The organism is Pseudofrankia sp. DC12 (assembly GCF_000966285.1).
Lineage (GTDB): Bacteria > Actinomycetota > Actinomycetes > Frankiales > Frankiaceae > Pseudofrankia.
This window is the reverse complement of the sequence record NZ_KQ031391.1, coordinates 684,138-704,277: the sequence shown is the minus strand read 5'-3', so window position 1 is coordinate 704,277 and position 20,140 is coordinate 684,138. Positions and strand designations below refer to the sequence as shown.

General features: G+C 72.9%; 16 protein-coding genes and 1 pseudogene. 8 read left to right on the top strand and 9 right to left on the bottom strand.

Annotated elements, in window-relative coordinates; all coding sequences use genetic code 11:
- Window positions 1–100: 100 nt before the first annotated feature.
- Together FRADC12_RS02795 and FRADC12_RS02790 are read left to right on the top strand one after the other, a co-directional pair.
- On the top strand, window positions 101–1,372 hold the full coding sequence (locus FRADC12_RS02795) for a sigma-54-dependent transcriptional regulator family protein (RefSeq protein WP_045875430.1): 1,272 nt from the start codon (window positions 101–103) through the stop codon (window positions 1,370–1,372).
- A gap of 238 nt (window positions 1,373–1,610) precedes the next feature.
- Window positions 1,611–4,712: a glycine--tRNA ligase gene (locus tag FRADC12_RS02790; protein WP_198152758.1), complete on the top strand. Its 3,102-nt coding sequence runs from the start codon at window positions 1,611–1,613 to the stop codon at window positions 4,710–4,712.
- Between the two features lie 48 nt (window positions 4,713–4,760).
- Here FRADC12_RS02790 and FRADC12_RS02785 read toward each other — a convergent pair whose 3' ends face one another.
- The 3 genes from FRADC12_RS02785 to FRADC12_RS02775 form a co-directional block, all read right to left on the bottom strand.
- The gene (locus FRADC12_RS02785) at window positions 4,761–5,432 is read right to left on the bottom strand and encodes an O-methyltransferase (protein ID WP_045879000.1); all 672 of its coding nucleotides are present in this window, start codon (window positions 5,430–5,432) and stop codon (window positions 4,761–4,763) included.
- Window positions 5,433–5,576: 144 nt separating this feature from the next.
- Window positions 5,577–6,335, bottom strand: coding sequence for a ferredoxin reductase (locus tag FRADC12_RS02780; RefSeq protein ID WP_045875429.1), 759 nt, complete (start codon window positions 6,333–6,335; stop codon window positions 5,577–5,579).
- Between the two features lie 155 nt (window positions 6,336–6,490).
- Window positions 6,491–7,087, bottom strand: a complete 597-nt coding sequence (locus FRADC12_RS02775) for a sulfite oxidase-like oxidoreductase (RefSeq protein ID WP_045875428.1) — start codon at window positions 7,085–7,087, stop codon at window positions 6,491–6,493.
- 120 nt (window positions 7,088–7,207) lie between these two features.
- Between FRADC12_RS02775 and FRADC12_RS02770 the strand changes: the two genes are divergently transcribed.
- Window positions 7,208–7,660 (top strand): hypothetical protein, encoded by a 453-nt coding sequence (locus FRADC12_RS02770; protein WP_045875427.1) that lies wholly within the window; start codon window positions 7,208–7,210, stop codon window positions 7,658–7,660.
- A 380-nt stretch (window positions 7,661–8,040) separates the two neighbouring features.
- Here FRADC12_RS02770 and FRADC12_RS29055 read toward each other — a convergent pair whose 3' ends face one another.
- The 3 genes from FRADC12_RS29055 to FRADC12_RS02755 form a co-directional block, all read right to left on the bottom strand.
- Window positions 8,041–8,406 (bottom strand): IS66 family transposase, encoded by a 366-nt coding sequence (locus FRADC12_RS29055; RefSeq protein ID WP_232303573.1) that lies wholly within the window; start codon window positions 8,404–8,406, stop codon window positions 8,041–8,043.
- Window positions 8,407–8,545: 139 nt separating this feature from the next.
- Entirely contained in the window at window positions 8,546–10,957 is a 2,412-nt protein-coding gene (locus tag FRADC12_RS02760; RefSeq protein ID WP_045875426.1) for an ABC transporter permease, read from the bottom strand.
- Between the two features lie 82 nt (window positions 10,958–11,039).
- Window positions 11,040–11,786 (bottom strand): ABC transporter ATP-binding protein, encoded by a 747-nt coding sequence (locus tag FRADC12_RS02755; protein WP_045875425.1) that lies wholly within the window; start codon window positions 11,784–11,786, stop codon window positions 11,040–11,042.
- 142 nt (window positions 11,787–11,928) lie between these two features.
- Here FRADC12_RS02755 and FRADC12_RS02750 point away from each other — a divergent pair, with 142 nt between their 5' ends.
- The 5 genes and pseudogenes from FRADC12_RS02750 (at window position 11,929) to FRADC12_RS33725 (ending at window position 14,589) form a co-directional block, all read left to right on the top strand.
- Window positions 11,929–13,128 carry a sensor histidine kinase gene (locus FRADC12_RS02750; protein WP_198152757.1) on the top strand — a complete coding sequence of 400 codons (1,200 nt, stop codon included), beginning with the start codon at window positions 11,929–11,931 and terminating at the stop codon, window positions 13,126–13,128.
- Window positions 13,125–13,805 (top strand): response regulator, encoded by a 681-nt coding sequence (locus tag FRADC12_RS02745; protein ID WP_045875424.1) that lies wholly within the window; start codon window positions 13,125–13,127, stop codon window positions 13,803–13,805. Before FRADC12_RS02750 ends, FRADC12_RS02745 begins: the two co-directional genes overlap by 4 nt.
- Before the next feature lie 49 nt (window positions 13,806–13,854).
- Window positions 13,855–14,175, top strand: a pseudogene (locus FRADC12_RS34190) (FBP domain-containing protein); the annotation flags it as partial.
- The gene (locus tag FRADC12_RS34185) at window positions 14,139–14,447 is read left to right on the top strand and encodes a C40 family peptidase (protein WP_349305922.1); all 309 of its coding nucleotides are present in this window, start codon (window positions 14,139–14,141) and stop codon (window positions 14,445–14,447) included. The pseudogene FRADC12_RS34190 and the gene FRADC12_RS34185, both read left to right, overlap by 37 nt.
- A gap of 16 nt (window positions 14,448–14,463) precedes the next feature.
- The gene (locus FRADC12_RS33725; protein ID WP_255355165.1) at window positions 14,464–14,589 is read left to right on the top strand and encodes a hypothetical protein; all 126 of its coding nucleotides are present in this window, start codon (window positions 14,464–14,466) and stop codon (window positions 14,587–14,589) included.
- A gap of 218 nt (window positions 14,590–14,807) precedes the next feature.
- On the opposite strand, the gene meaB is transcribed toward FRADC12_RS33725, so the two are convergent.
- The 3 genes from meaB to FRADC12_RS02725 form a co-directional block, all read right to left on the bottom strand.
- A complete protein-coding gene (gene meaB / locus FRADC12_RS02735) occupies window positions 14,808–15,824 on the bottom strand; it encodes a methylmalonyl Co-A mutase-associated GTPase MeaB (RefSeq protein ID WP_045878997.1) in 1,017 nt (338 codons plus the stop codon).
- A gap of 78 nt (window positions 15,825–15,902) precedes the next feature.
- Entirely contained in the window at window positions 15,903–18,134 is a 2,232-nt protein-coding gene (gene scpA, locus FRADC12_RS02730) for a methylmalonyl-CoA mutase (RefSeq protein WP_045875422.1), read from the bottom strand.
- On the bottom strand, window positions 18,134–20,095 hold the full coding sequence (locus tag FRADC12_RS02725) for a methylmalonyl-CoA mutase subunit beta (RefSeq protein ID WP_045875421.1): 1,962 nt from the start codon (window positions 20,093–20,095) through the stop codon (window positions 18,134–18,136). The genes scpA and FRADC12_RS02725 overlap by 1 nt, the downstream gene beginning before the upstream one ends.
- Between the last annotated feature and the right edge of the window lie 45 nt (window positions 20,096–20,140).

Genomic DNA, 20,140 nt, shown 5'->3' with positions numbered 1-20,140 from the left:
CGTCCGATACGGGACGGTCTCGGCGTGGACCAGGTCGGCGTAGTGTGATCCCCGTCATACGGATCTGGTGGAGTCGCTTCGATCGAAACGGTGATCGAGCGTGACGGATGAGGTGGCCGCGCCGCGGCTGGTCCAGCAGGCACGAGAGTCGGTTGCGGCTGGCGCGCCGCTGCCGGTGGATGCCACGCGCGCGCCGCGGCCCGCGGTCCGGCGCACGGTCGTCGACTCGTGGGCACGGTCCCGCTCGTTCGGGGTCGACCCGGAGCACAACTGCCCGCCGCTCCGGCTGGCGGGGGAGCGCCTCGGGGCCGCGCGGGCGGCCCATCCGCTAGCCGCCGTCCTGCCGCTGGTCCGCGACCTGCTCGTCGCGCGGGTCGGCGCCGACGGGCTGATCGTCGCGGTCAGCGACGCCGACGGCACCCTGCTGTGGGTCGAGGGCGACCACACCGTGCGCGGCCGGGCCGAGGACATGGGCTTCACAGCCGGCGCCGGCTGGGACGAGGCACACGCCGGCACGAACGCCCCGGGGCTCGCCCTCGCGATCGACGGGGTGGCACGGGTCGCCGCCGCCGAGCACTGGGTCCGCACCGTCCGGCCGTGGAGCTGCTCGGCGAGCCCGGTGCACGACCCCGCGGACCACCGGGTCATCGGCGCCGTCGACGTCACGGGCGACGGCCGGGCCGCCGTGCCAGCGGTGCTCGCGCTGATCTCCGCGACGGTCGCCGCCGCCGAGCGCGAGCTGCTGATCCGGCGCCTCACCGATACCGGCACCCACCAGAGCGCCCCGGCGGGAACTCGCCTGGAGGTCGTGGGCCCGGAAGCCCCGGCGCTGGTCGTCGCCGGCAGGCGGGTCCCGGTCACCCCACGCCACGCGGAGCTGCTCCTGCTGCTGGCCGAGCACCCGGAGGGCCTGACCGCCGACGAGCTGGCCGCCGCGGTCGACGAGCGCCCGCTGGACCCGGTGACGATCCGGGCCGAGCTGTCGAGGCTGCGCCGGGTCGTCGGGCCGGGCCTGGTGGAGTCCCGGCCCTACCGTCTCGTCGGCCCCCTCGACACCGACGTCGCCGAGCTGCGCCGGCTGCTGTCCGCCGGCGACCACGCGGCCGTCGTCGACCGGTGGGCCGGGCAGCTGCTGCCGCGCTCGGTCGCGCCCGGGATCGCGGTGCTGCGCGACCGGCTGCGCGCCGAGGTACGGGTCGGCCTGCTGCGCCGGCGCGACGCGGCGCTGCTGCTGCGCTGGGCCGACGGCCCGGCCGGCGAGGATGACCTCGACGTCTGGGAGGCCTGCCGCCGGCTGCTGCCACCCGGCCCCGACCGGGACAGGGCGACCGCCCGGCTCGGCCTGCTGCACCGCGAGCTCGCCGCCGGCTAGCGCCGATCGCCCGCCCTGCGTGGAGCCGGCCAGGGCTGGGTGACCGGAGTGCGGCCTTCACACCCCTGACCGCGAGCCCGCCCCCGGCCCTCGCCTGCGGGCGCGACTCTCGTGGCTACAGTGGGCCTACCACGCTGTCACGGATTCTGGGCCGGTCAGCGCCGCCGCGCCAGGGACGCTCAGCGTCGCCTCGGCCTGGCGCCGCCGGTCTCTCCCTCAGGCAAATCGGAGCCACCTCGTGCTGACCATGCAGGACGCACTCGCGCGCCTGGCCGCGTACTGGAGCGAGCAGGGCTGCCTGGTCGTGCAGCCGATGAACACCGAGGTCGGCGCCGGCACGCTGAACCCGGCGACCGCGCTGCGGGTGCTCGGCCCGGAGCCGTGGAAGGTCGCCTACGTCGAGCCGTCGGTCCGCCCCGACGACGCCCGCTACGGGGAGAACCCGAACCGGCTGCAGACCCACACCCAGTACCAGGTGATCCTCAAGCCGGAGCCGGGCAACCCCCAGGAGCTCTACTTGGGCTCACTGATCGCGCTGGGCGTCGACATCGAGGCCCACGACGTGCGTTTCGTCGAGGACAACTGGGCCTCGCCCGCGCTCGGCGCCTGGGGCCTGGGCTGGGAGGTCTGGCTCGACGGCCTGGAGATCACCCAGTTCACCTACTTCCAGCAGGCTGGTGGCCAGCCTCTGGACCCGCCGTCGGTCGAGATCACCTACGGCATGGAGCGCATCCTGATGGCGCTGCAGGGCGTGCGCCACTTCAAGGACATCCGCTATGCCCCTGGGTTCGCTTCCGGCGAAGGTGCGCCCGGCCTGTCGTACGGCGAGCTGTTCGGGCAGGCCGAGTACGAGATGTCGCGCTACTACCTGGACGACGCGGATGTCGCCGCGACCCGCGGGCTGCTCGACACCTTCGCGGCCGAGGCGGAACGGCTCGTCGAGGCCGGCCTGCCGGTGCCGGCCCATATCCACGTGCTGAAGATGAGCCACGCGTTCAACGTGCTCGACGCCCGCGGCGCGGTGTCGACCGCCGAGCGGGCCGTGGAGTTCGCCCGGATGCGCCGGCTGTCGGGCGCGGTCGCCCAGCTGTGGGTCGCGACCCGCCAGACCGCCGGCTTCCCACTGCTCGCCACCGCCGGCCAGGCTGGCGGCGCGGCCGCCGGCACGGCCGCGGCCGGCGCCCGTCCGGCGGCCAACCACGGCATGCTGCTCGCGGCCGGCCCGCGCGCCCTGCTGCTGGAGATCGGCGTCGAGGAGATGCCACCCGCCGAGGCGGTCGCCGCGCGCGACCAGGTCGAGTCGCTGCTGGCGAAGAAGCTCGCCGAGGGCCGGCTCGCGCACGGCGCCCTCACGGTGACGGCGACGCCGCGCCGGCTGGTCGCCTCCGTCGCCGACGTCGCGGCCCGCGAGGCGGACGCCACCAGGGTCGTGCGCGGCCCCAAGGTGACCGCCGCGTTCCGGCCGGACGGGACGCCGACGCCGGCCGCCAGCGGTTTCGCCCGGGCCAACAGCGTCGAGGTCGCCGCTCTGGCCAGGACCACGGAGAACGGCGTCGAGCACCTCGCGGTCGTCCGCCACGAGCGGGGCCGCCCGGCGACCGACGCGCTCGCGCCCGCCCTGGCCGAGGTCGTCCGCAAGCTGCGCGCCAGCAAGAACATGCGCTGGAACAACCCGGAGCTCAGCTTCACCCGCCCGGTCCGCTGGGTGGTCGCCCTGTTCGGCGAGTCCGTGATCCCGATCGAGGTGGCCGGGCTGGTCAGCGGGCGGCGGACCACCCTGGTCCGGGTCGCGCCCGGGCAGGCGAGCCGGGCCGGGATTCCCGCGACGGTCGAGCTGACCGGCGCCGACGCCCACGCCGCGGCGATGGACCGGGCCGGCATCCTCATCGACCCGGCAGCCCGCCGCGAGCGGATCGCCGCCGCCGCGACCCGGCTCGCCGCCGAGGCCGGCGGGCACGTGGACCTCGCCGCCGAGTCCCGCCTTCTCGACGAGGTCAGCTACCTGGTCGAGCAGCCGACCCCGATCCTCGGCGGCTTCGACCCCGGCTACCTGGAGCTGCCGGAGGCCGTGCTCACCACGGTGATGCGCAAGCACCAGCGGTACCTGCCGGTCCGGGCTGGCAGCGCCACCGGTCCGGACGATGCGGGTCGGCTGCTGCCGCGGTTCGTCGCCGTGGCCAACGGCACCGTCGACGTCGACGCCGTCCGGGCCGGCAACGAGGCGGTGCTGCGGGCCCGGTTCGAGGACGCGGCCTTCTTCTACCGGGCCGACCTGAAGACCCCGCTCGCGACGATGGTCGGGCGGCTGAGCCGGCTCACCTTCACTGACAAGCTCGGCTCGATGGCCGACCGAGCCGGGCGGATCGCGACGCTCGCCGCCACGCTCGCCGGCCGGCTCACCCCCGGCCTGGCCGGCGCCGACCGCGAGGTATTGCGCCGCGCCAGCGAGCTGGTGAAGTTCGACCTCGGCTCGCAGATGGTGATCGAGCTGACCAGCCTCGCCGGGACGATGGCCCACGAGTACGCGCAGGCCGCCGGCGAGCAGCCGGCCGTGGCGACCGCGCTGCTGGAGGCCGAGCTGCCCCGCTCCGCCGGCGGCCCGCTGCCGGCGACCGTCCCGGGGGCGCTGCTGGCGCTCGCCGACCGGCTGGACGCGCTGGTCGGGCTGGCCGCGACGGTCGGCCTGCCGACCGGCTCCAGCGACCCCTTCGCCGTCCGCCGCGCCGCGCTCGGCGCGCTCGCGATCCTGCGGACCCGCCCCGAGCTGGCCGGGCTGTCGCTGCGGGACGCGCTGGCCGCGTCGGCCGCCGGCCAGCCCGTCGCGGTGTCCGCCGCCCTGCTGGACGAGACCGCGGCCTTCCTGGCCCGGCGCCTGGAGCTCGCGCTCGTCGACGAGGGCTTCCCGGTCGACCACGTGCGGGCGGTCCTCCCGCGCGCCGACCGCCCGGCGTACGCCGAGCGCGCCGCGCGCCAGCTCGCCGACCTGCGCGGCCAGGCGGACTTCCGCGCGGTCGCCGCCGCCCTGGACCGGGCCCGCCGCATCGTCCCTGCCGGGACCGCCGCCGGCTACGACCCGGCCCGCCTGGCCGAGCCGGCCGAGCGGGCTCTGCACGAGAGCGCCGCCACGCTCGGCGCCGCCCTGGCCGGCCTCGGGAATGCCCCCGACCTGGTGTCGTTCACGGCGGCGGCCACGCCACTCGTCGCCCCCGTCGACCGGTTCTTCGACGACATCCTGGTCATGGACCCCGACCCGGAGGTCCGGGCGACCCGGCTGGGCCTGCTGGCCACCGTCCGGGACCTCGGGACCGGCGTCCTCGACTGGGCCGCCCTCGCCGGCTGAACCGGACCCGGGCCGCGGATCGCACGCGGCCCGGCCGGAGGCTTCGGCCTACTCGCCGACGACCAGGGCCAGGGTGAAGCCGTCGTAGCCCTTGTTGCCGACGGTCTGGATCGCGGTCGCGCTGACCCGGGGCTCGGCGGCGATCAGGTCGTGGAGCTCGCGAGTGCCCACGACGCTCGGGTCCTCGCTGTCCGGGTTGGCCACCTGGCCCTCGCGAACGACGTTGTCGACGATGATGACGCTGCCCGGCTTGGTGAGCTTCACGGCCCACTGGAAGTAGGCCGGGTTGTTCACCTTGTCGGCGTCGATGAAGACCAGGTCGAACGGCCCGGCGGCCTCCGCCAGCAGCTTGGGCAGGGTGTCCAGCGCCGGGCCGACCCGGATGTCGACGACGTCCGCGAGGCCGGCGCGCGCGACGTTCGCCGTCGCGACGGCGGCGTGCCGCGGGGTGACCTCGAGGGTGACGAGCCGCCCGCCGGCCGGCAGAGCCCGGGCCAGCCAGATCGTGCTGTAGCCGCCCAGCGTCCCGACCTCCAGGATCCTGGCCGCCCCGTGGAGCCGCGCCAGCAGGTGCAGCAGCTTCCCCTGCGTCGCCGACACCTGGATTGACGGGATCCCGGCCGCCGCGGTCGCCTTCAGCGCCTCGTCCAGGACCGGGTCCGCCGGCACCAGCCTGCCCTCGAAGTAGTGGTCGACCGCCGTCCAGAGCTCGTACGACATCCAGGCCTCCTCGCCCACCGCGGCGCCACCTCACGACCCGCGCCCAGTCCACCCTGACGACCCCGGCGGCCCCTTACCAGCGCATCGGCCCTGTCTGGTCCACCACATCGGCTCGATGCTTGCTCGCGGGGGGCGAGGACAGCGCTACCGGCCCGTCGGCCCGAACCGCTCGGTCCGGATCCGGCCGGGGTCGTGGCCCTGGCCGACGAGCTGGCCGGCGACCGCCTCGACGAAGCCCGTCGGCCCGCAGACGAAGCACAGCGGTTCGAGATCCGCCGGCCAGCCCGCCGCGCCGAGGTCGGCCGAGGTGATCCGCCGTGGCGGGGCTGGCCAGCCCGTCGGAACGGCCCGGGTGTAGACGTAGGTGACGTCGAGGCCGCCGTCCGCGGGCGCGCGGCGGCGCAGCTCGGTCGCGTAGTAGGCGTCGTCCGGGCCGCGCACCGAGTACACGAGGCGGAACGGCACCCGGCTCGCGGCGGCGCGGCGGGCCCGGATCATGGCCATCAGCGGGACGATCCCGGAGCCGCCGGCGACCAGCAGCACCGGGTCCGGCGGTCCGGCGGGATCCCAGACGAACCACCCGCCAACCGGCCCGCGCAGCTCCACCGGGTCGCCGACCGAGAACACCTCGACCAGGTAGGGCGAGACCTCGCCGTCGGGCACCCGCTGGATGGTGACCTCGACCCGGTCGCCGTCCGCGGGCGCGGCCAGCGAGTAGGCCCGTGACGCCCGGTAGCCGTCCTCGGCCGTCAGCCGGATGTCGACCCGCTGCCCGGCCAGGTGCCCCGGCCAGCCCGGCACGTCCAGGACCAGCGTCCGCGCGCTCGGCGTCTCGTCGAGGATCTCGACGAGACGGCCGGTCCGCCACGCCATCCTGGCCCCGACCCGCGTCGGCCCGGCCATCGCTGCCCCACCCTCCTGCCCGCGCCCGGCCGACCGGAACGCCGGGCGGTTCGACGCCTCGACTCGTCCTGCCTGACTGCCGGCTCTGCCTGCTCCGCGCTGCCAGCCCTACTCTGCCGGCTCTGCCTGCTCTGGCGGACCTCCGGCTCTGGCGGTCAGTCGCCCTGGTAGCGCTCCTCCCGCCAGGGGTCGCCGCGGTCGTGGTAGCCGGCCGCCTCCCAGAAGCCGGGCGAGTCCTCCGGCATGAGCTGGATACCGCGCACCCACTTGGCCGACTTCCAGAAGTACAGGTGCGGGACGAGCAGCCGGGCCGGGCCGCCGTGCTCGGGGTCGAGGTCCTCGCCGTCGTACCGGTGCGCCACCCAGGCCTGGCCGTCGAGCAGGTCCTCCAATGGCAGGTTCGTGGTGTAGCCGCCGTAGGAGTGGATCATCGCGTAGTCCGCGGCCGTCTCGACGTCCTCGAACAGGGTGTCCAGCGAGATACCCGTCCAGGTGGTGGCGAACTTCGACCAGCGGGTGACGCAGTGGATGTCGACCGTCGGCGTCTCCTGGGGCAGCGCCTGGAATTCGGCCCAGCTCCACGAGTACCGCTCGCCGGTCTCGCTGGTGATCGTGAACTGCCACCGGTCCGTCGGCACCCGTGGCGTCGGCCCGGCCGAGAGCACCGGGAAGTCCTCTTCCTCGTACTGGCCGGGCGGCAGTGCGGTGTTGCCCCGGCGCCGCCCGTGAAATCCCGGCGAGACGATTCCCATGCGCTCCAGGATTCCACGTCACCGTGGGCCGCGGCCGCTCGCGTGCATCGCCGGATCCCAACTCACGCGGTACGGCCGGGAAGGGCGAACCGGGACGGGCCGGCGTGGGTCCGTCAGGGCATGACCGGACGAAGCCGGGCCGGCCGGGCGCCGGCGGCCGGGGCCGTGGCGCTGCTCGTCGTGGCGTTGTCGGCTACGGGCTGCGGCCGCTCCCAGCCTCGCAACGGCCTTGTCGAGTGGCACTATCTTGGTTCCCCGCCAGGGGCGGCCCGGTCGGGGCTGGGCGGGGACGCGCCGGTGGCGGTGCTCGAGCCGAACCACCGGCTGGCGCTGGGCCTGACGGGCAGTGGCTCCTGCCCGAACCTGCCGGTCGCGCTGACGGTTGTCGGCCGGCACGCGATCGAGATCCGCGTCGCCCCGCTCGCGCCAGCGCAGGCCCGGCCCGGCGCGCTGACGGTCTGCACCGACGACCTGACCCCGACGACGAGCGTGATCAGGCTGCCGTCGGCCGTGGACACCACTCGGGCGGTGCTGGTGACCGTCCACCTCGACCCGGCGGTCGGTCAACGTTGACAGCGTGGCCGATGAACTGCCTGCCCTTGACTATTGCGGTCAGGCCAGGTGCGCGGCGGCGGGGCGTAGCCGGCGTCTGGGCGGTTCACCTCAAGAATCTTGGCGTTGGCGAAGGCGCGAAATCGGCGGGCCTGACTGGTTGGCATTCAACGAGTTTCCGGCATTCGTGCCAGCATTCGCACTGGTTCTTCGGCGACGAGGGGGGCGGCCCGTGATGCCAGAGCAGAAGTCATTTTGATCGGTCTCTCTGGTCTGGACATCGCCTACGCCGGTTCGGCGGCGAGTGGTGACCCGTGGCGCCGCCACGGGCGCTACTGGTGCGCTGATGCCTACCCGACTGGTAACTGGTCAGGTATTGACCGGCCCGCGGTGACTTTGAGTTAAGCCGAAGCGAGGGCGGGGGCTCGTTCGGTGGGTAGCCAGGGGCGGCCCTCGGCGAGGCGGCGCAGCGCGTCGAGCATCGCGATCCCGTGTTTGCGGGTCGTCGAGAGGTAGCTGCGCAGGGCGCAGAACTGTCTGGCGCCGGTGAGGCTGCGTAGGCAGCCGGAGATCTTCTGGCGGAGCTTGACCATCCTGATCTCGCGCTCGCTGCCGTTGTTATCCGGTGGCACCGTCAGGTCGGACAGGAAGCGCAGGTAGTCGGTCTCGCGGTCGGCGTATCGGGCCGACGGTGTGTGAACTCTACGGGCCGATGCCGATCGAGAAAAGGTCGAAAACGCCGACCGCCATGCCTGGGTACCACTCACGCCTTTGTGTTGAGGGAAAAACGCCGGAATGCCGACCTCCCGAGGCTGTCAACCGGGGGAGGTCGGCATTGGCGTTCTTGCCGCGCCGTGCAATGCCCAGCACCGCTTTTGCTGCGGCGACCGGCGGCTCTGCTCGGTCCTACTCGGTCCGCAGCGCGGTGGCGGTCCGGGTCCGTGCCGCCCAGCCGGCCGGCAGCAGTGCCCCGAGCAGGGCGATCACGATCCCGCCGGCCAGCAGGGGGATGAGCAGCCCGGCGGTGTAGACGTGGGACACGCTCGGCGGCAGGTGCCGGCCGATCGCGTTCCCCATCGGGGTCAGCGTCGCCTTCTCCACCGCGACCCCGAGCGGAACCCCGATCAGCCCGGCGACCAGGCCGGTGAGGGACACCGAGGTCAGAACCATCGCAATGGTCTGCTTGGGTGTCATCCCGAGGGCCTTGAAGATCCCCAGATCATGAGCCCGCTCCCGGGTGTCCTGCACAACCATGCTCAGCACCCCGAGCGCGGCGACCGCCATCATCATCAGCGTAAGCGTGGCCACCAGGGCGCCCATGGTGACTACCACGATGTTCTTGCCCCCGTCCGAGTTCCGCTGGACCGAGGCGTTCAGCGGGGTCAGCGCGGCGGCGGCTGAGGTGGACCAGTCCACTCCGTTGACGTTCGAGGCCAGCTCGACGTTGAACTGGTCGATGTGCGGGGTCAGACCGGCGGCGGTGAAGGTGGCCGCATCCGTCATGACCGTGTAGTCGCCCACGTTGGTGTCGAAGTTGATGCCGACGGCCTTCAGCGGCAGTTGCTTGTTCTGCTGCACCACGGTGACGTCGTCACCGACGTGGATCCCCACCGCCGAGGCCAGCTTGTCGCCGACCACGGCCTCGCCGGGCGCCGAGTACCAGCGGCCGGACAGCAGCTCCATGCCCGTCCAGGAGAAGTCGCCGGTGGTCGTGAACACCTTCGCCGTTTCGCCGCCGGGCGGGGCGCCGACCATGGTCGCGCCGCTGTCGCCCCAGCCGAACGCGGCCTTCGTGCCCGGAATCCTAGCGAGCGCGGCGGCCACCCTGGCGGCATCCAGGTGCGGGTCGCGCGGGTCGTTGGGGCCGTAGAGACCCCAGGGCACCCCTACGTCGGCGGTGGGTTCCACGATCTCCGACGCGACGTTGAAGCCTGAGGTACTGGTGTCCAGGTACTTGTTGAACCCGGTCTCCAGCCCCACCGCGAACGTGACACTCACGACGCCGAACAGCACCGCCGCACCGACCAGGACGGTCCGGGCCGGCCGGGCGAACGGCTGGGCCAGCCCCAACGACATGGCCCGGGGCAGCGGCAGCCGCGAGGCCAGACGCTGCGCCCTCTGACCGCCCCCGGCCTTGGGGGCGCGGCCGACCACCAGAGCCCGCACCGTCGGCATCCGGCCGGCCCGCAGGGCCGGGATCAAGGCCGTGACGCCGACGATCAGCAGGGTGCCCAGCGGCACCACGGCGCTGACCCGCAACGGAATCGTGGCACTGGCCGCACTGGCCGCGCCGAACTGCTTGGTGGCCCCGCCCAGGATCGGCACGGCCAGGAGGTTGCCGAAAACCGTGCCGAGCACCAGGCCGAGTGTCGCCGGGATCATGGCCTGCGCGGTGTAGGCGCGAGCCACCTGCGAAGGGGTGAAGCCCAGCGACTTCAGAATCCCGATGCGCCGGATTCCCGAGGCCACAGCCCCGCTGACCACGATCGAGATGATCAGCACCGACATGAACAGCCCGAGGATCCCGAAGCCGATCAGGAACGGCACGTAGGCCTTGGCGTTGCCGGTCGCCTGCTGCTCCGCGGTCAGGTACGACTGCCCGCTCTCGACCGCGCCGGCCGGCGCGGCGGCGGCCACCGCCTGCTTGTCGGTGGCGATGTCGGCGTTGGTCCCGGCCTTGGCGAACCGGTAGAGCATCTGCTCGTCGGACTTGGCACCGGCGGCGGTGAGCCGCGCGAAACCGTCGGCGGTGAGGAAGCCGGTCGCGCTGTTGGTCACCGAGTCGGCGAAGCCGACGACCTTGAACGACGGCTTGCCCGGCAGGGAGGAGAACACCACCGAATCGCCGAAGCAGTCGGCGGCATAGTCCTGCCACGGCAGGGCGATCTCGCCCGGGCTGGTCGGCCAGCGCCCCCGGGTCAGCGCCAGCTGGTCCATTCCGGAGGTGCTGCCCAGGTCGGGCCGGGTGCTGACGGTGATCGGACCGTTGTCGTTACCGGCGCTCTTGGCGCAGTCCGTGCCGATCGTCGTGTCCAGGGCGGCGGCGATCGGGTACGGTCCGGCCGCCTCGGTGACGCCGGCGGCGTGAGCGGTGGCGGCGGCCTGCGCGGCCGTGACCTTCGAACTGTCGAACTGGACCGCCAGATGCGCGCCGTTCCGAGCACTGAAGGCGTGCTCGAACGGGGCCTGCACGGCGGTCAGCAGGCCGACCGTCACCACCGCGGTGGTGACGGTCGCGAACGTCGTCAGAGCCATGACGAGGGACTGCAGGCGGCGCCGGCCCACGCCGGAGCGTACGACCTTGCCCAGGGCGCTCATCGGCTCGCCGCCAGCGGCAGGCGGGCCACGGCATGGAAGCCGACCTCGAACAGGCGCCGGGGCATCGGCGGCTTGCGCAGTGTCATCGGGCCTCTCCCGCCGGACGGGTCAGCGGCGTGCGGGCGGCCAGTCCGGCACCGCTGCCGTGGTTGACGACGTCCCGCTCGACCGCGCCGTCCACCAACTCGACAGTGCGGCGCGCGGTGTCCGCGGCCAGCTGGGTGTCGTGGGTGACCAGCAGGATGGTCTGGCCCTCGGCGTTCAGGTCCAGCAGCAGCCGCCGCACGTCCTCGGCCGAGCTCGAGTCCAGAGCGCCGGTCGGCTCGTCGGCCAGCAGCAGCGCCGGCCTGTTCATCAGGGCCCTGGCCACCGCCACCCGCTGCCGTTGCCCGCCGGACAGCCGCTGCGGGTAGGCCTTGGCGTGCCGGTCGATGCCCAGCGAGCCGAGCAGCTCGACGGCCCGCCGCTTCGCTTCGGCCTTGCCCATCCCGGCCAGCTGTGCCGGAACCATGACGTTGTCCAACACGGTCAGATCGTCGAGCAGATTGAAGAACTGGAAGATCATGCCGATCGAGGCCCGGCGGTACTTCGCCGAACCGGCCTCACCGAGCTGGTCGACGCGGGTGCCGTCGACGGTCACGGTGCCACTGGAAGGCTTGTCCAGACCGGCGATCAGATTCAGCAGCGTGGACTTCCCGCTGCCGGAATGGCCGAGGATCGCCACGTAATCACCGGACGCCACGGACAAGGTCACACCGGCCAGCGCTGGCGGGCCCTCGTCATATTTCTTTGTCGCGTCTTGGAGAGCGATCATCGGTGCATTCGTCATGGCCACGAACCTAGAAACGGACCATGATCCCTGGCGTCGGCCGGCGGATGTCACCTTTCCCGCAGGCCATCGGCCCGGGGGTGTACCGGCGTACATCCCCGGGGCGACGCGCAGAGCCGACGCCACGGAATACGATCTCCGTATGGAAGAGCTTCTCCAGCGTCTCTCGACATCGAAGCGCGTGACCTGGCTGATGTCACAGCCCGTAGTGCTGGCCGCCGCCGGCTTCTACGCGCTGATGCTCCCCTTGACGACGCCGAGCCCTGTCGACGGCCTGTTCCGGTTCCCCGACCTCGGGCACTTCCAGATGATAGGTCTGTGCGTCGTGCTCGCCCTTCCGGTCCTGCTGGTGCGCCGTCTGCCGGCGGCCGTCTTCGCGGCGGTCCTGGGCGAATCGGTCCTCGGCGACATTTTCGGCGCGCGGCCCTTGGTCGTGTTCATCCTGCTCGTCGCCTTGGGCGGGTACCTCGCCGCCCGGCGGCCGAAGGCTGCCGCCGTCGGCTCCGTCGCGGGCGTCGCGGCCGCGTTCGTCAACGACGTCCACGTCCACGGGCAGTCCGTCTTCGGCGCGGCCCAGTGGGCCGGGTGGATAGCGTTGTGGTTCGCGGTCGCGTGGGTCTTCGGAGGGGTGTATCGCAAACGCCGTGAATACCTCGAAGCCCTGCAGGAGCAGACCGCGGCCCGCACCGTCATGGCCGAGCGGCTGCGGATCGCCCGCGAACTGCACGACAGCGTCGCGCACAGCATCGGGATCATCACGGTGCTGTCGGGAGCGGCGGCGCGGGTCGTGGAGACCAAGCCCGAGCAGACGCGGCAGGCGCTGACCGGCATCGAGACCACCAGCCGGGAGACGCTGCTGGAGCTGCAGCGCATGCTCGGGGCGCTACGCCGCGCCGAGCCGGACGACGCCATGCCGCAGGCCGCTCCGCTGGCGCCGGCCAGCAGCCTGGCCAACGTCCCGCAGCTCGCCGAACGCACGGCCGACGCCGGAGTGCGGGTCCACGTGACCTGGCAGGGCGAGCAGCGTCCGCTGCCGCCGGAGATCGAACTGTCGGCGTTCCGGATCATCCAGGAGTCGGTGACGAACGTGGTGCGGCATTCCGGGGCGCGGACATGCCGGGTCGCGGTCGATTACGAGCCGGAAGGAGTGAGCATCGAGGTGGTGGACGACGGGGACGACGGTCTCGGCGGGCCGGGCCGTCCGAGGTCCTCGGCGGCGGCCGGCGGGAGCGGCTTCGGCCTGCTCGGCATGCGCGAGCGGGTGACGCTGCTGTCCGGCCAGTTCAGCGCCGGCCAACGTCCGGAGGGCGGATTCCGGGTGACGGCGAGCCTCCCGGCATGAGCGTGCGCGTCCTGCTCGCCGACGACCAGCCCCTGATGCTGGTCGCGCTCACGATCCTGATCGGCGACACCGACGACCTGGAGGTGGTCGGCCAGGCCGGCGACGGCCGCGAGGCGATGCGCCTGGTGCGTGAGCTGCGGCCGGACGTCGTGGTGATGGACATCCGCATGCCGGGCATGGACGGCATCGAGGCGACCCGGCAGACGACCGCCGAGCCGGACCCGCCCAGGGTGCTCGTGCTGACAACCTTTGACGACGACGAGTACGTCTACGGCGCACTGCGCGCCGGCGCCAGCGGATTCCTTCTCAAGAGCATGGCCCTGGACGCGATCCTGGACGCGATCCGCGTAGTGGCGGCCGGCGACGCGCTGATCGCGCCGAGCGTGACCCGACGGCTGATCGCGGACTTCGCCGGAACGTCCGGCTCTGCGGCCCCCGACGACGCCGAGCCCGCCGCGGACTCGAGTCTCATCGCGGAGATCACCGACCGGGAGCGCGAGGTGCTGGCACTGGTCGGACAGGGACTGTCGAACACTGAGATAGCCGAGCGGCTGGTGATCAGCGCGGCGACGGCGAAGACCCATGTCGCGCGCCTGTTCGCCAAGCTCGAGGCCCGTGACCGCGTCCACCTGGCGATCATCGCCTACGAGACCGGACTCGTGCCGCGTAGGCGGTAGGGCAGGATGAGAAGAACGATCGCCGACCACGAGTTCGCCGCGTTCGGAGATGCGCCAGCTCACCCACCTGCACCCGGGCCTCTGCCGGAGGTCACCTCGGGCAGAAGGCCGAGAGTGGCGCGACCATCAGGCCCCGGAGCGCGCCTACCTCGCGGCGGACCTGGACGGCACGCTGGTGGCCCTCGTCCTGCGCAGCTCTGTTCCCTCCGCCTTGCACCCCGTGACCAGCATGTGCTCGCTGTGCCTGACTGCCCACACCGGCGGGGTAAGCCTGCTGGTCGCGCCGAGGACGGGCAAGGCTGGGCAGCAGGGCAACACGGTCGGCGCGTATATGTGCAGCGACCTCGCCTGCTCCTTGTACGTGCGGGGCCTGAAACACGTCGTCGGCCTTGGCGGACGGATCCCGGCGGGATCGACCTACCCCGCACCGCACAGACCCAGTACGAGGCCGGGCCCGTGCTCCCACCCGAGGAACCACTCCAGATTGGCGATCTCCTCTACTACGGCACCGCCACCAACATCCACCACGTCGCGATCTACATCGGAAACGGACAGATGATCACAGCCTCGGGGCGAGGACAAGTAGTGAAAATCGCGCCATACAGGTGGCAAGTACCACGGCATGGGCGCTTTCCGCGCTGACAGGGGAGGGCTCGCCGTGTACGAGCACCGCGGGTTCGCCGGCGACACGTGTATCAGGCACACGCAGACCGGCGGGCTGGTGCCGTCGGCCAACTGGGCCGCGCTCGTCGAGGCCTTCCACCAGACCTACCAGCCGGCGTGATGCCGCCTGGCGCCGCGGCACGTCCCGTCCGGGCACCACGCCACAACGGCATCGCCTGATCGCGACCACCGAAAGACCGCGGGATACTCGAAGCCTTTGCCCCGCCCGCTGGGCTGTCCGCCAGTTCGGCGACATCCAGTCCCCGGAGAATCCAGCGGGCGATCAGGCCTCGGGCGGCGATGAGCCCGGGGCGGCGTTGATCTTGCCGGAAAGATCGACTAAAGGCGCGACTGCTGTGTCGGCCGGCCGGTGCCGTAGGCGGCCAGCAGGGCGTCGGCGGCGAGGCTCGGGGTGAGGACGCCGTCGCGGACCTGGCGCTCCAGGTCCGGGGCGAGCGCGCGGACGGCCGGGTGGGCGTGCAGGTCGGTGAGCAGCCGGTCATGCACCATCGCCCAGGTCCAGTCGACCTGCTGGCGGCGGCGGCGGGCGGCCAGCAGCCCGGCGGCGTCGAGCATGTCCTGGTGGGCGACGACCTGCGCCCAGACCTCGGCCAGGCCGCTCTTCTCGATCGCCGAGCAGGTCAGCACGGGGGCGCGCCAGCCGTCGTCCGGGGCCCGCAGCATCCGCAGCGCGCCGGCGAGCTCCCGGGCGGCCCGCTGCGCGTCGATCAGGTGCGGCCCGTCGGCCTTGTTCACCGTGATCACGTCGGCGATCTCCAGGACGCCCTTCTTGATGCCCTGCAGCTGGTCGCCGGTGCGGGCCAGGGTCAGGAACAGGAAGGTGTCGACCATGTCGGCGACCGTCGTCTCGGACTGGCCGACGCCGACCGTCTCGACCAGCACGACGTCGTAGCCGGCGGCCTCCATGATGACGATCGCCTCGCGGGTGGCCTTCGCGACGCCGCCCAGGGTGCCCGCGGTCGGTGAGGGCCGGATGAACGCGTCCGGGTCGGTGGAGAGGGTGGCCATCCGGGTCTTGTCGCCGAGGATGCTCCCGCCGGTGCGAGTCGAGGACGGGTCGACGGCGAGTACCGCGACCCGGTGCCCCTGGCCGGTGAGCATCGTGCCGAGCGCGTCGATGAAGGTCGACTTGCCGACGCCGGGCACGCCCGTGATGCCCACCCGGCGGGCCTTCCCGGTGTGCGGGAGCAGCTTGACCAGCAGCTGCTGGGCCGCCTCCCGGTGGTCGGCCCGGCTGGACTCGACCAGGGTGATCGCCCGCGCGACGAGCGTCCGGTTGTTGGCCAGCACCCCGTCGGCGAACACGTCGACGTCGATGGGGCGGCGGGCTGGCACCTGGGGGCCAGGCTCGGGCACGCGGGCGAGAACCTCCGTCAACGGTAGATCGCAAAGTCGGGCCGGGCCAGCGCGGGCTTACGCGGCCGGGCCGAGGTCGTGTCCGAGCTGGGCGGCGAGGATGCCGAACACCTCGATGGCGGACTGCGCGACGGACGTGCCCGGTGGGAAGATCGCGACGGCGCCGGCGGCGCGCAGCGCGTCGTAGTCCTGCGGCGGGATGACGCCGCCGCAGGTCACCAGGATGTCGGCCCGGTCGAGCTTGGCCAGCTCCGCGCGCAGCTCCGGCACCAGCGTCAGGTGGCCGGCCGCCAGCGACGAGACTCCGACGATCTGCACGTCCGCCTCGACGGCCTGGCGGGCCACCTCGGCCGGCGTCTGGAACAGTGGGCCCACGTCGACGTCGAAGCCGAGGTCGGCGTAGCCGGAGGCGACCACCTTCTGGCCGCGGTCGTGCCCGTCCTGGCCCATCTTCGCGATCAGGATGCGGGGCCGGCGGCCCTCCGCCTCGGCGAACGCGGTGGCGAGCCGGCGCGCCTCGCCGATCTCGGGGGACGGGCCGGCCTCGTCGCGGTACACCCCGGAGATCGTACGGATCTGGGCCGCGTGCCGTCCGTAGACCTTCTCCAGAGCGTCGGAGATCTCCCCGACCGTCGCCTTCGCCCGGGCGGCGTCGACGGCGAGCTTGAGCAGGTTGCCGTCCAGGCCGGCGGCCCGGATGCCCGTCTGGGCCTCGTCGGCGGCCCGGGTCAGCGCGGCCAGCGCGGCGTCGACGACGTGCGGGTCGCGGTCCTCGCGCAGCTGGCGCAGCTTGGCCAGCTGCTCGGCGCGCACGGCGGTGTTGTCGACCTTGAGGACCTCGATGTCCTCCTCGCCGGCCATCCGGTACTTGTTCACGCCGATCAGGGGCTGGCGGCCCGAGTCGATCCTGGCCTGGGTGCGGGCCGCGACCTCCTCGATCCGCAGCTTCGGGATGCCGGCGTCGATCGCCGCGGCCATCCCGCCGCGCTCCTCGACCTCCTGGATGTGGCCCCAGGCCTTGCGCGCGAGGTCGTAGGTGAGCCGCTCGACGTAGTAGGAGCCGCCCCACGGGTCGATGACCCGGGTGGTGCCGGACTCCTGCTGCAGGAACAGCTGGGTGTTGCGGGCGATCCGGGCCGAGAAGTCGGTCGGCAGCGCGAGCGCCTCGTCGAGGGCGTTGGTGTGCATCGACTGGGTGTGGCCCTGGGTGGCGGCCATCGCCTCGACGCAGGTGCGGGCGACGTTGTTGAACACGTCCTGGGCGGTCAGTGACCAGCCCGAGGTCTGCGAGTGGGTCCGCAGCGACAGCGACTTGTCACTCTTCGGCTCGAACTGCTTCACCAGCCGGGCCCAGAGCAGGCGCGCGGCGCGCATCTTGGCGATCTCCATGAAGAAGTTCATCCCGATCGCCCAGAAGAACGACAGCCGCGGCGCGAACGCGTCGATGCCCAGGCCCGCGTCGATGCCGGCCCGGATGTACTCGACGCCGTCCGCCAGCGTGTAGGCGAGCTCCAGGTCCGCGCTGGCTCCCGCCTCCTGCATGTGGTAGCCGGAGATGGAGATCGAGTTGAACTTCGGCATCTTCTGCGAGGTGTACGAGAAGATGTCCGAGATGATCTGCATCGAGGGCTTCGGCGGGTAGATGTAGGTGTTGCGGACCATGAACTCTTTGAGGATGTCGTTCTGGATGGTCCCGGGGAGCTGCTCCGGGGCGACTCCCTGCTCCTCAGCCGCGACGATGTAGAGCGCCAGGATGGGCAGCACGGCGCCGTTCATCGTCATCGAGACGCTCATCCGGTCCAGCGGGATGCCGTCGAACAGCTGGCGCATGTCGTAGATCGAGTCGATCGCGACGCCCGCCATGCCGACATCGCCGGTCACCCGCGGGTGGTCGGAGTCGTAGCCGCGGTGCGTCGGCAGGTCGAACGCGACCGACAGGCCCTTCTGCCCGGCGGCGAGGTTGCGCCGGTAGAAGGCGTTCGAGTCGGCCGCCGTCGAGAAGCCGGCGTACTGGCGGATCGTCCACGGCTGGGTGACGTACATCGGCGCGTACGGCCCGCGCAGGAACGGCGCGATGCCCGGGTAGGTGTTCAGGAAGTCCAGCTGCGCGGTATCGGCCGCGGTGTAGAGCGGCTTGACCTCGACGCCCTCCGGCGTGTCCCAGGTGAGCGCGTCGACGTCCTTGCCCGTCGCGGCCTGGACGGCGGCCCGCCAGTCGTCGACGCCCGCCGCCGCCGCGCCGCCGCCGAGCTGGACGTCGGAGAAGTCCGGGATCAGGTTGCTGGGCATCAGGCGACCTCGGCCTTCGTGAGCGCGGTGCGAAGGACGTCGACGGCGTCGCCGCCGGTGACGATGTAGCCGTCGACGCCGGCGGCCGCGTCGGAGCCGGCCCGGTCACCCGGCTTGCCGGCGAGCCAGACGTGGGTGGCGCCGGCCGCCTTGAGCGCGGCGGCGACGGGCGCGGCGCTCGCCGCGTAGATCTTGTCGGACGAGCACAGGCAGGCGATCCTCGCCCCGGACGCCGTGAAGGCTGCGGCGATCGCGGCCGGGTCGTCGCCGGGGCCGGCGGTGGGAGTCTCCAGCCCGCCGGCCTGGAACAGGTTCGCCGCGAAGGTGGCCCGTGGCGTGAACGTTGCCAGCGGCCCGATCGTGGCGAGGAAAGCCACCGGCCGGGCGCCGGTCGCGGCCAGGTGCGCGTCCGACCGGGCCCGCAGCGCCTCGTAGTCGTCGTCGTAGTGCCGGACCGGCAGCCCACCCGGGCCGCCGGCCCGTGCCGGAGCCGGGGACCGCGGCGGCAGGGTCTCGGCGACGTTCGGGAACTCGCTGACACCGGTCAGCGGCGCCCGGCGCAACGCCAGGTCCTCGCGGCGCCGGGCCCAGGTCGTGTCGATCCGCTCGGCCACCAGCCCGCTCGCGAGCGCAGCCGCCATCCCGCCGGCCCGCTCGATCTCGGTGAAGAACCCCCAGGCGGCCTCGGCCAGCTCGGCGGTCAGCGACTCGACGAACCACGAGCCGCCGGCCGGGTCGATCACCCGGGCGAGGCTCGACTCGTCGTGCAGCAGCGCCTGGATGTTGCGGGCCAGCCGGCGGGAGGTGCCGTCCGGCAGGCCGAGCCGGTCGTCGAACGGCAGCACGGTGACGGCGTCCGCGCCGCCCACGCTGGCCGAGAACGCGGCGATCGTGGTGCGCAGCAGGTTCACGTACGGTTCGCGCCGCGTCATCATCGCCGACGAGGTGACCGCGTGCTGGCGCTGAGCCTGGTCGGCGCCGGCCGCGCCGCAGACCTCGGCGACCCGGGCCCACAGCAGCCGGGCGGCGCGCAGCTTGGCGATCGTGGCGAACTGGTCGGCGGTGGCCGCGTACCGGAACTCCAGCTGGGCGAGCGCCCCGGCGACGTCGAACCCGGCCGCGCCGGCCACCGCGGACCCGGCCACCCCTGACCCGGTCAGCGCCCGCAGGTAGGCCACCCCGGTGGCGATCGAGGCGCCGAGCTCCTGCGCGTCGCTGCCGCCCGCGTCGTGGTACGGCGTCGCGTCGACGACGAAGGTCCGGACGCCCGGGTAGCCGGCGGCGACGCGCGCGGCCAGCCGGGACGCCTCGTCCAGGTGCGCCGCGAGCTTGTCGCCGCCGAGCCCGGTGCGGGCGGCGAAGCCGAGTGGGTCGGCGCCGAGCGTGGCGCGCAGCGTCGACGGCGCGACCCCCCGCACGCCCGCCAGCGCGAGCAGCACGTCCGCGGCTGCCGTCGTCGTGACCGCGTCGCCGCCGGTGTCCAGGACGACCGGCGCCAGGTCGAGGTAGACCTCGCGCAGCACGTCCGGCAGCGCCTCGGCGGACAGGCCCTCGCCGGCGTCGGCCGACGGGGCGGCCAGCCGCAGCCAGATCGACGTGGCCCCGCCCTCGAGGTCGTCGAGAATCGCCTCGGCCGTCACCTTCGCGTCCGGGTGGGTGTGCAGCGCGCGGACATCCCAGCCGTCGACGTTCGCGCCCTCGGCCCGCCGGCCGCGCACGAACGGAGCGTGACCGGGCAGGCCGGCCTCGATGGGCGTCGTTTCCTGCGCGGTGTACAGCGGCCTGATCGCGAAGCCGTCGTAGCTCGCGGTCGAGATGAGGGCCTCGGCGTCGGCCGGGAGAGCCTGCTCACCAGCCACTCCGGACTTGCGCAGCACGCCGAGGACCAGCTTTTGCCAGGCCTCGCGCGACGCCGCCGGGAACAGGGCGGCGAGCTCCAGATCGGCCGGGGGAACGGTCATGACCGGATCGTAGAGGCCCCCGCCGCTTGGAGCCTTCAATGTACT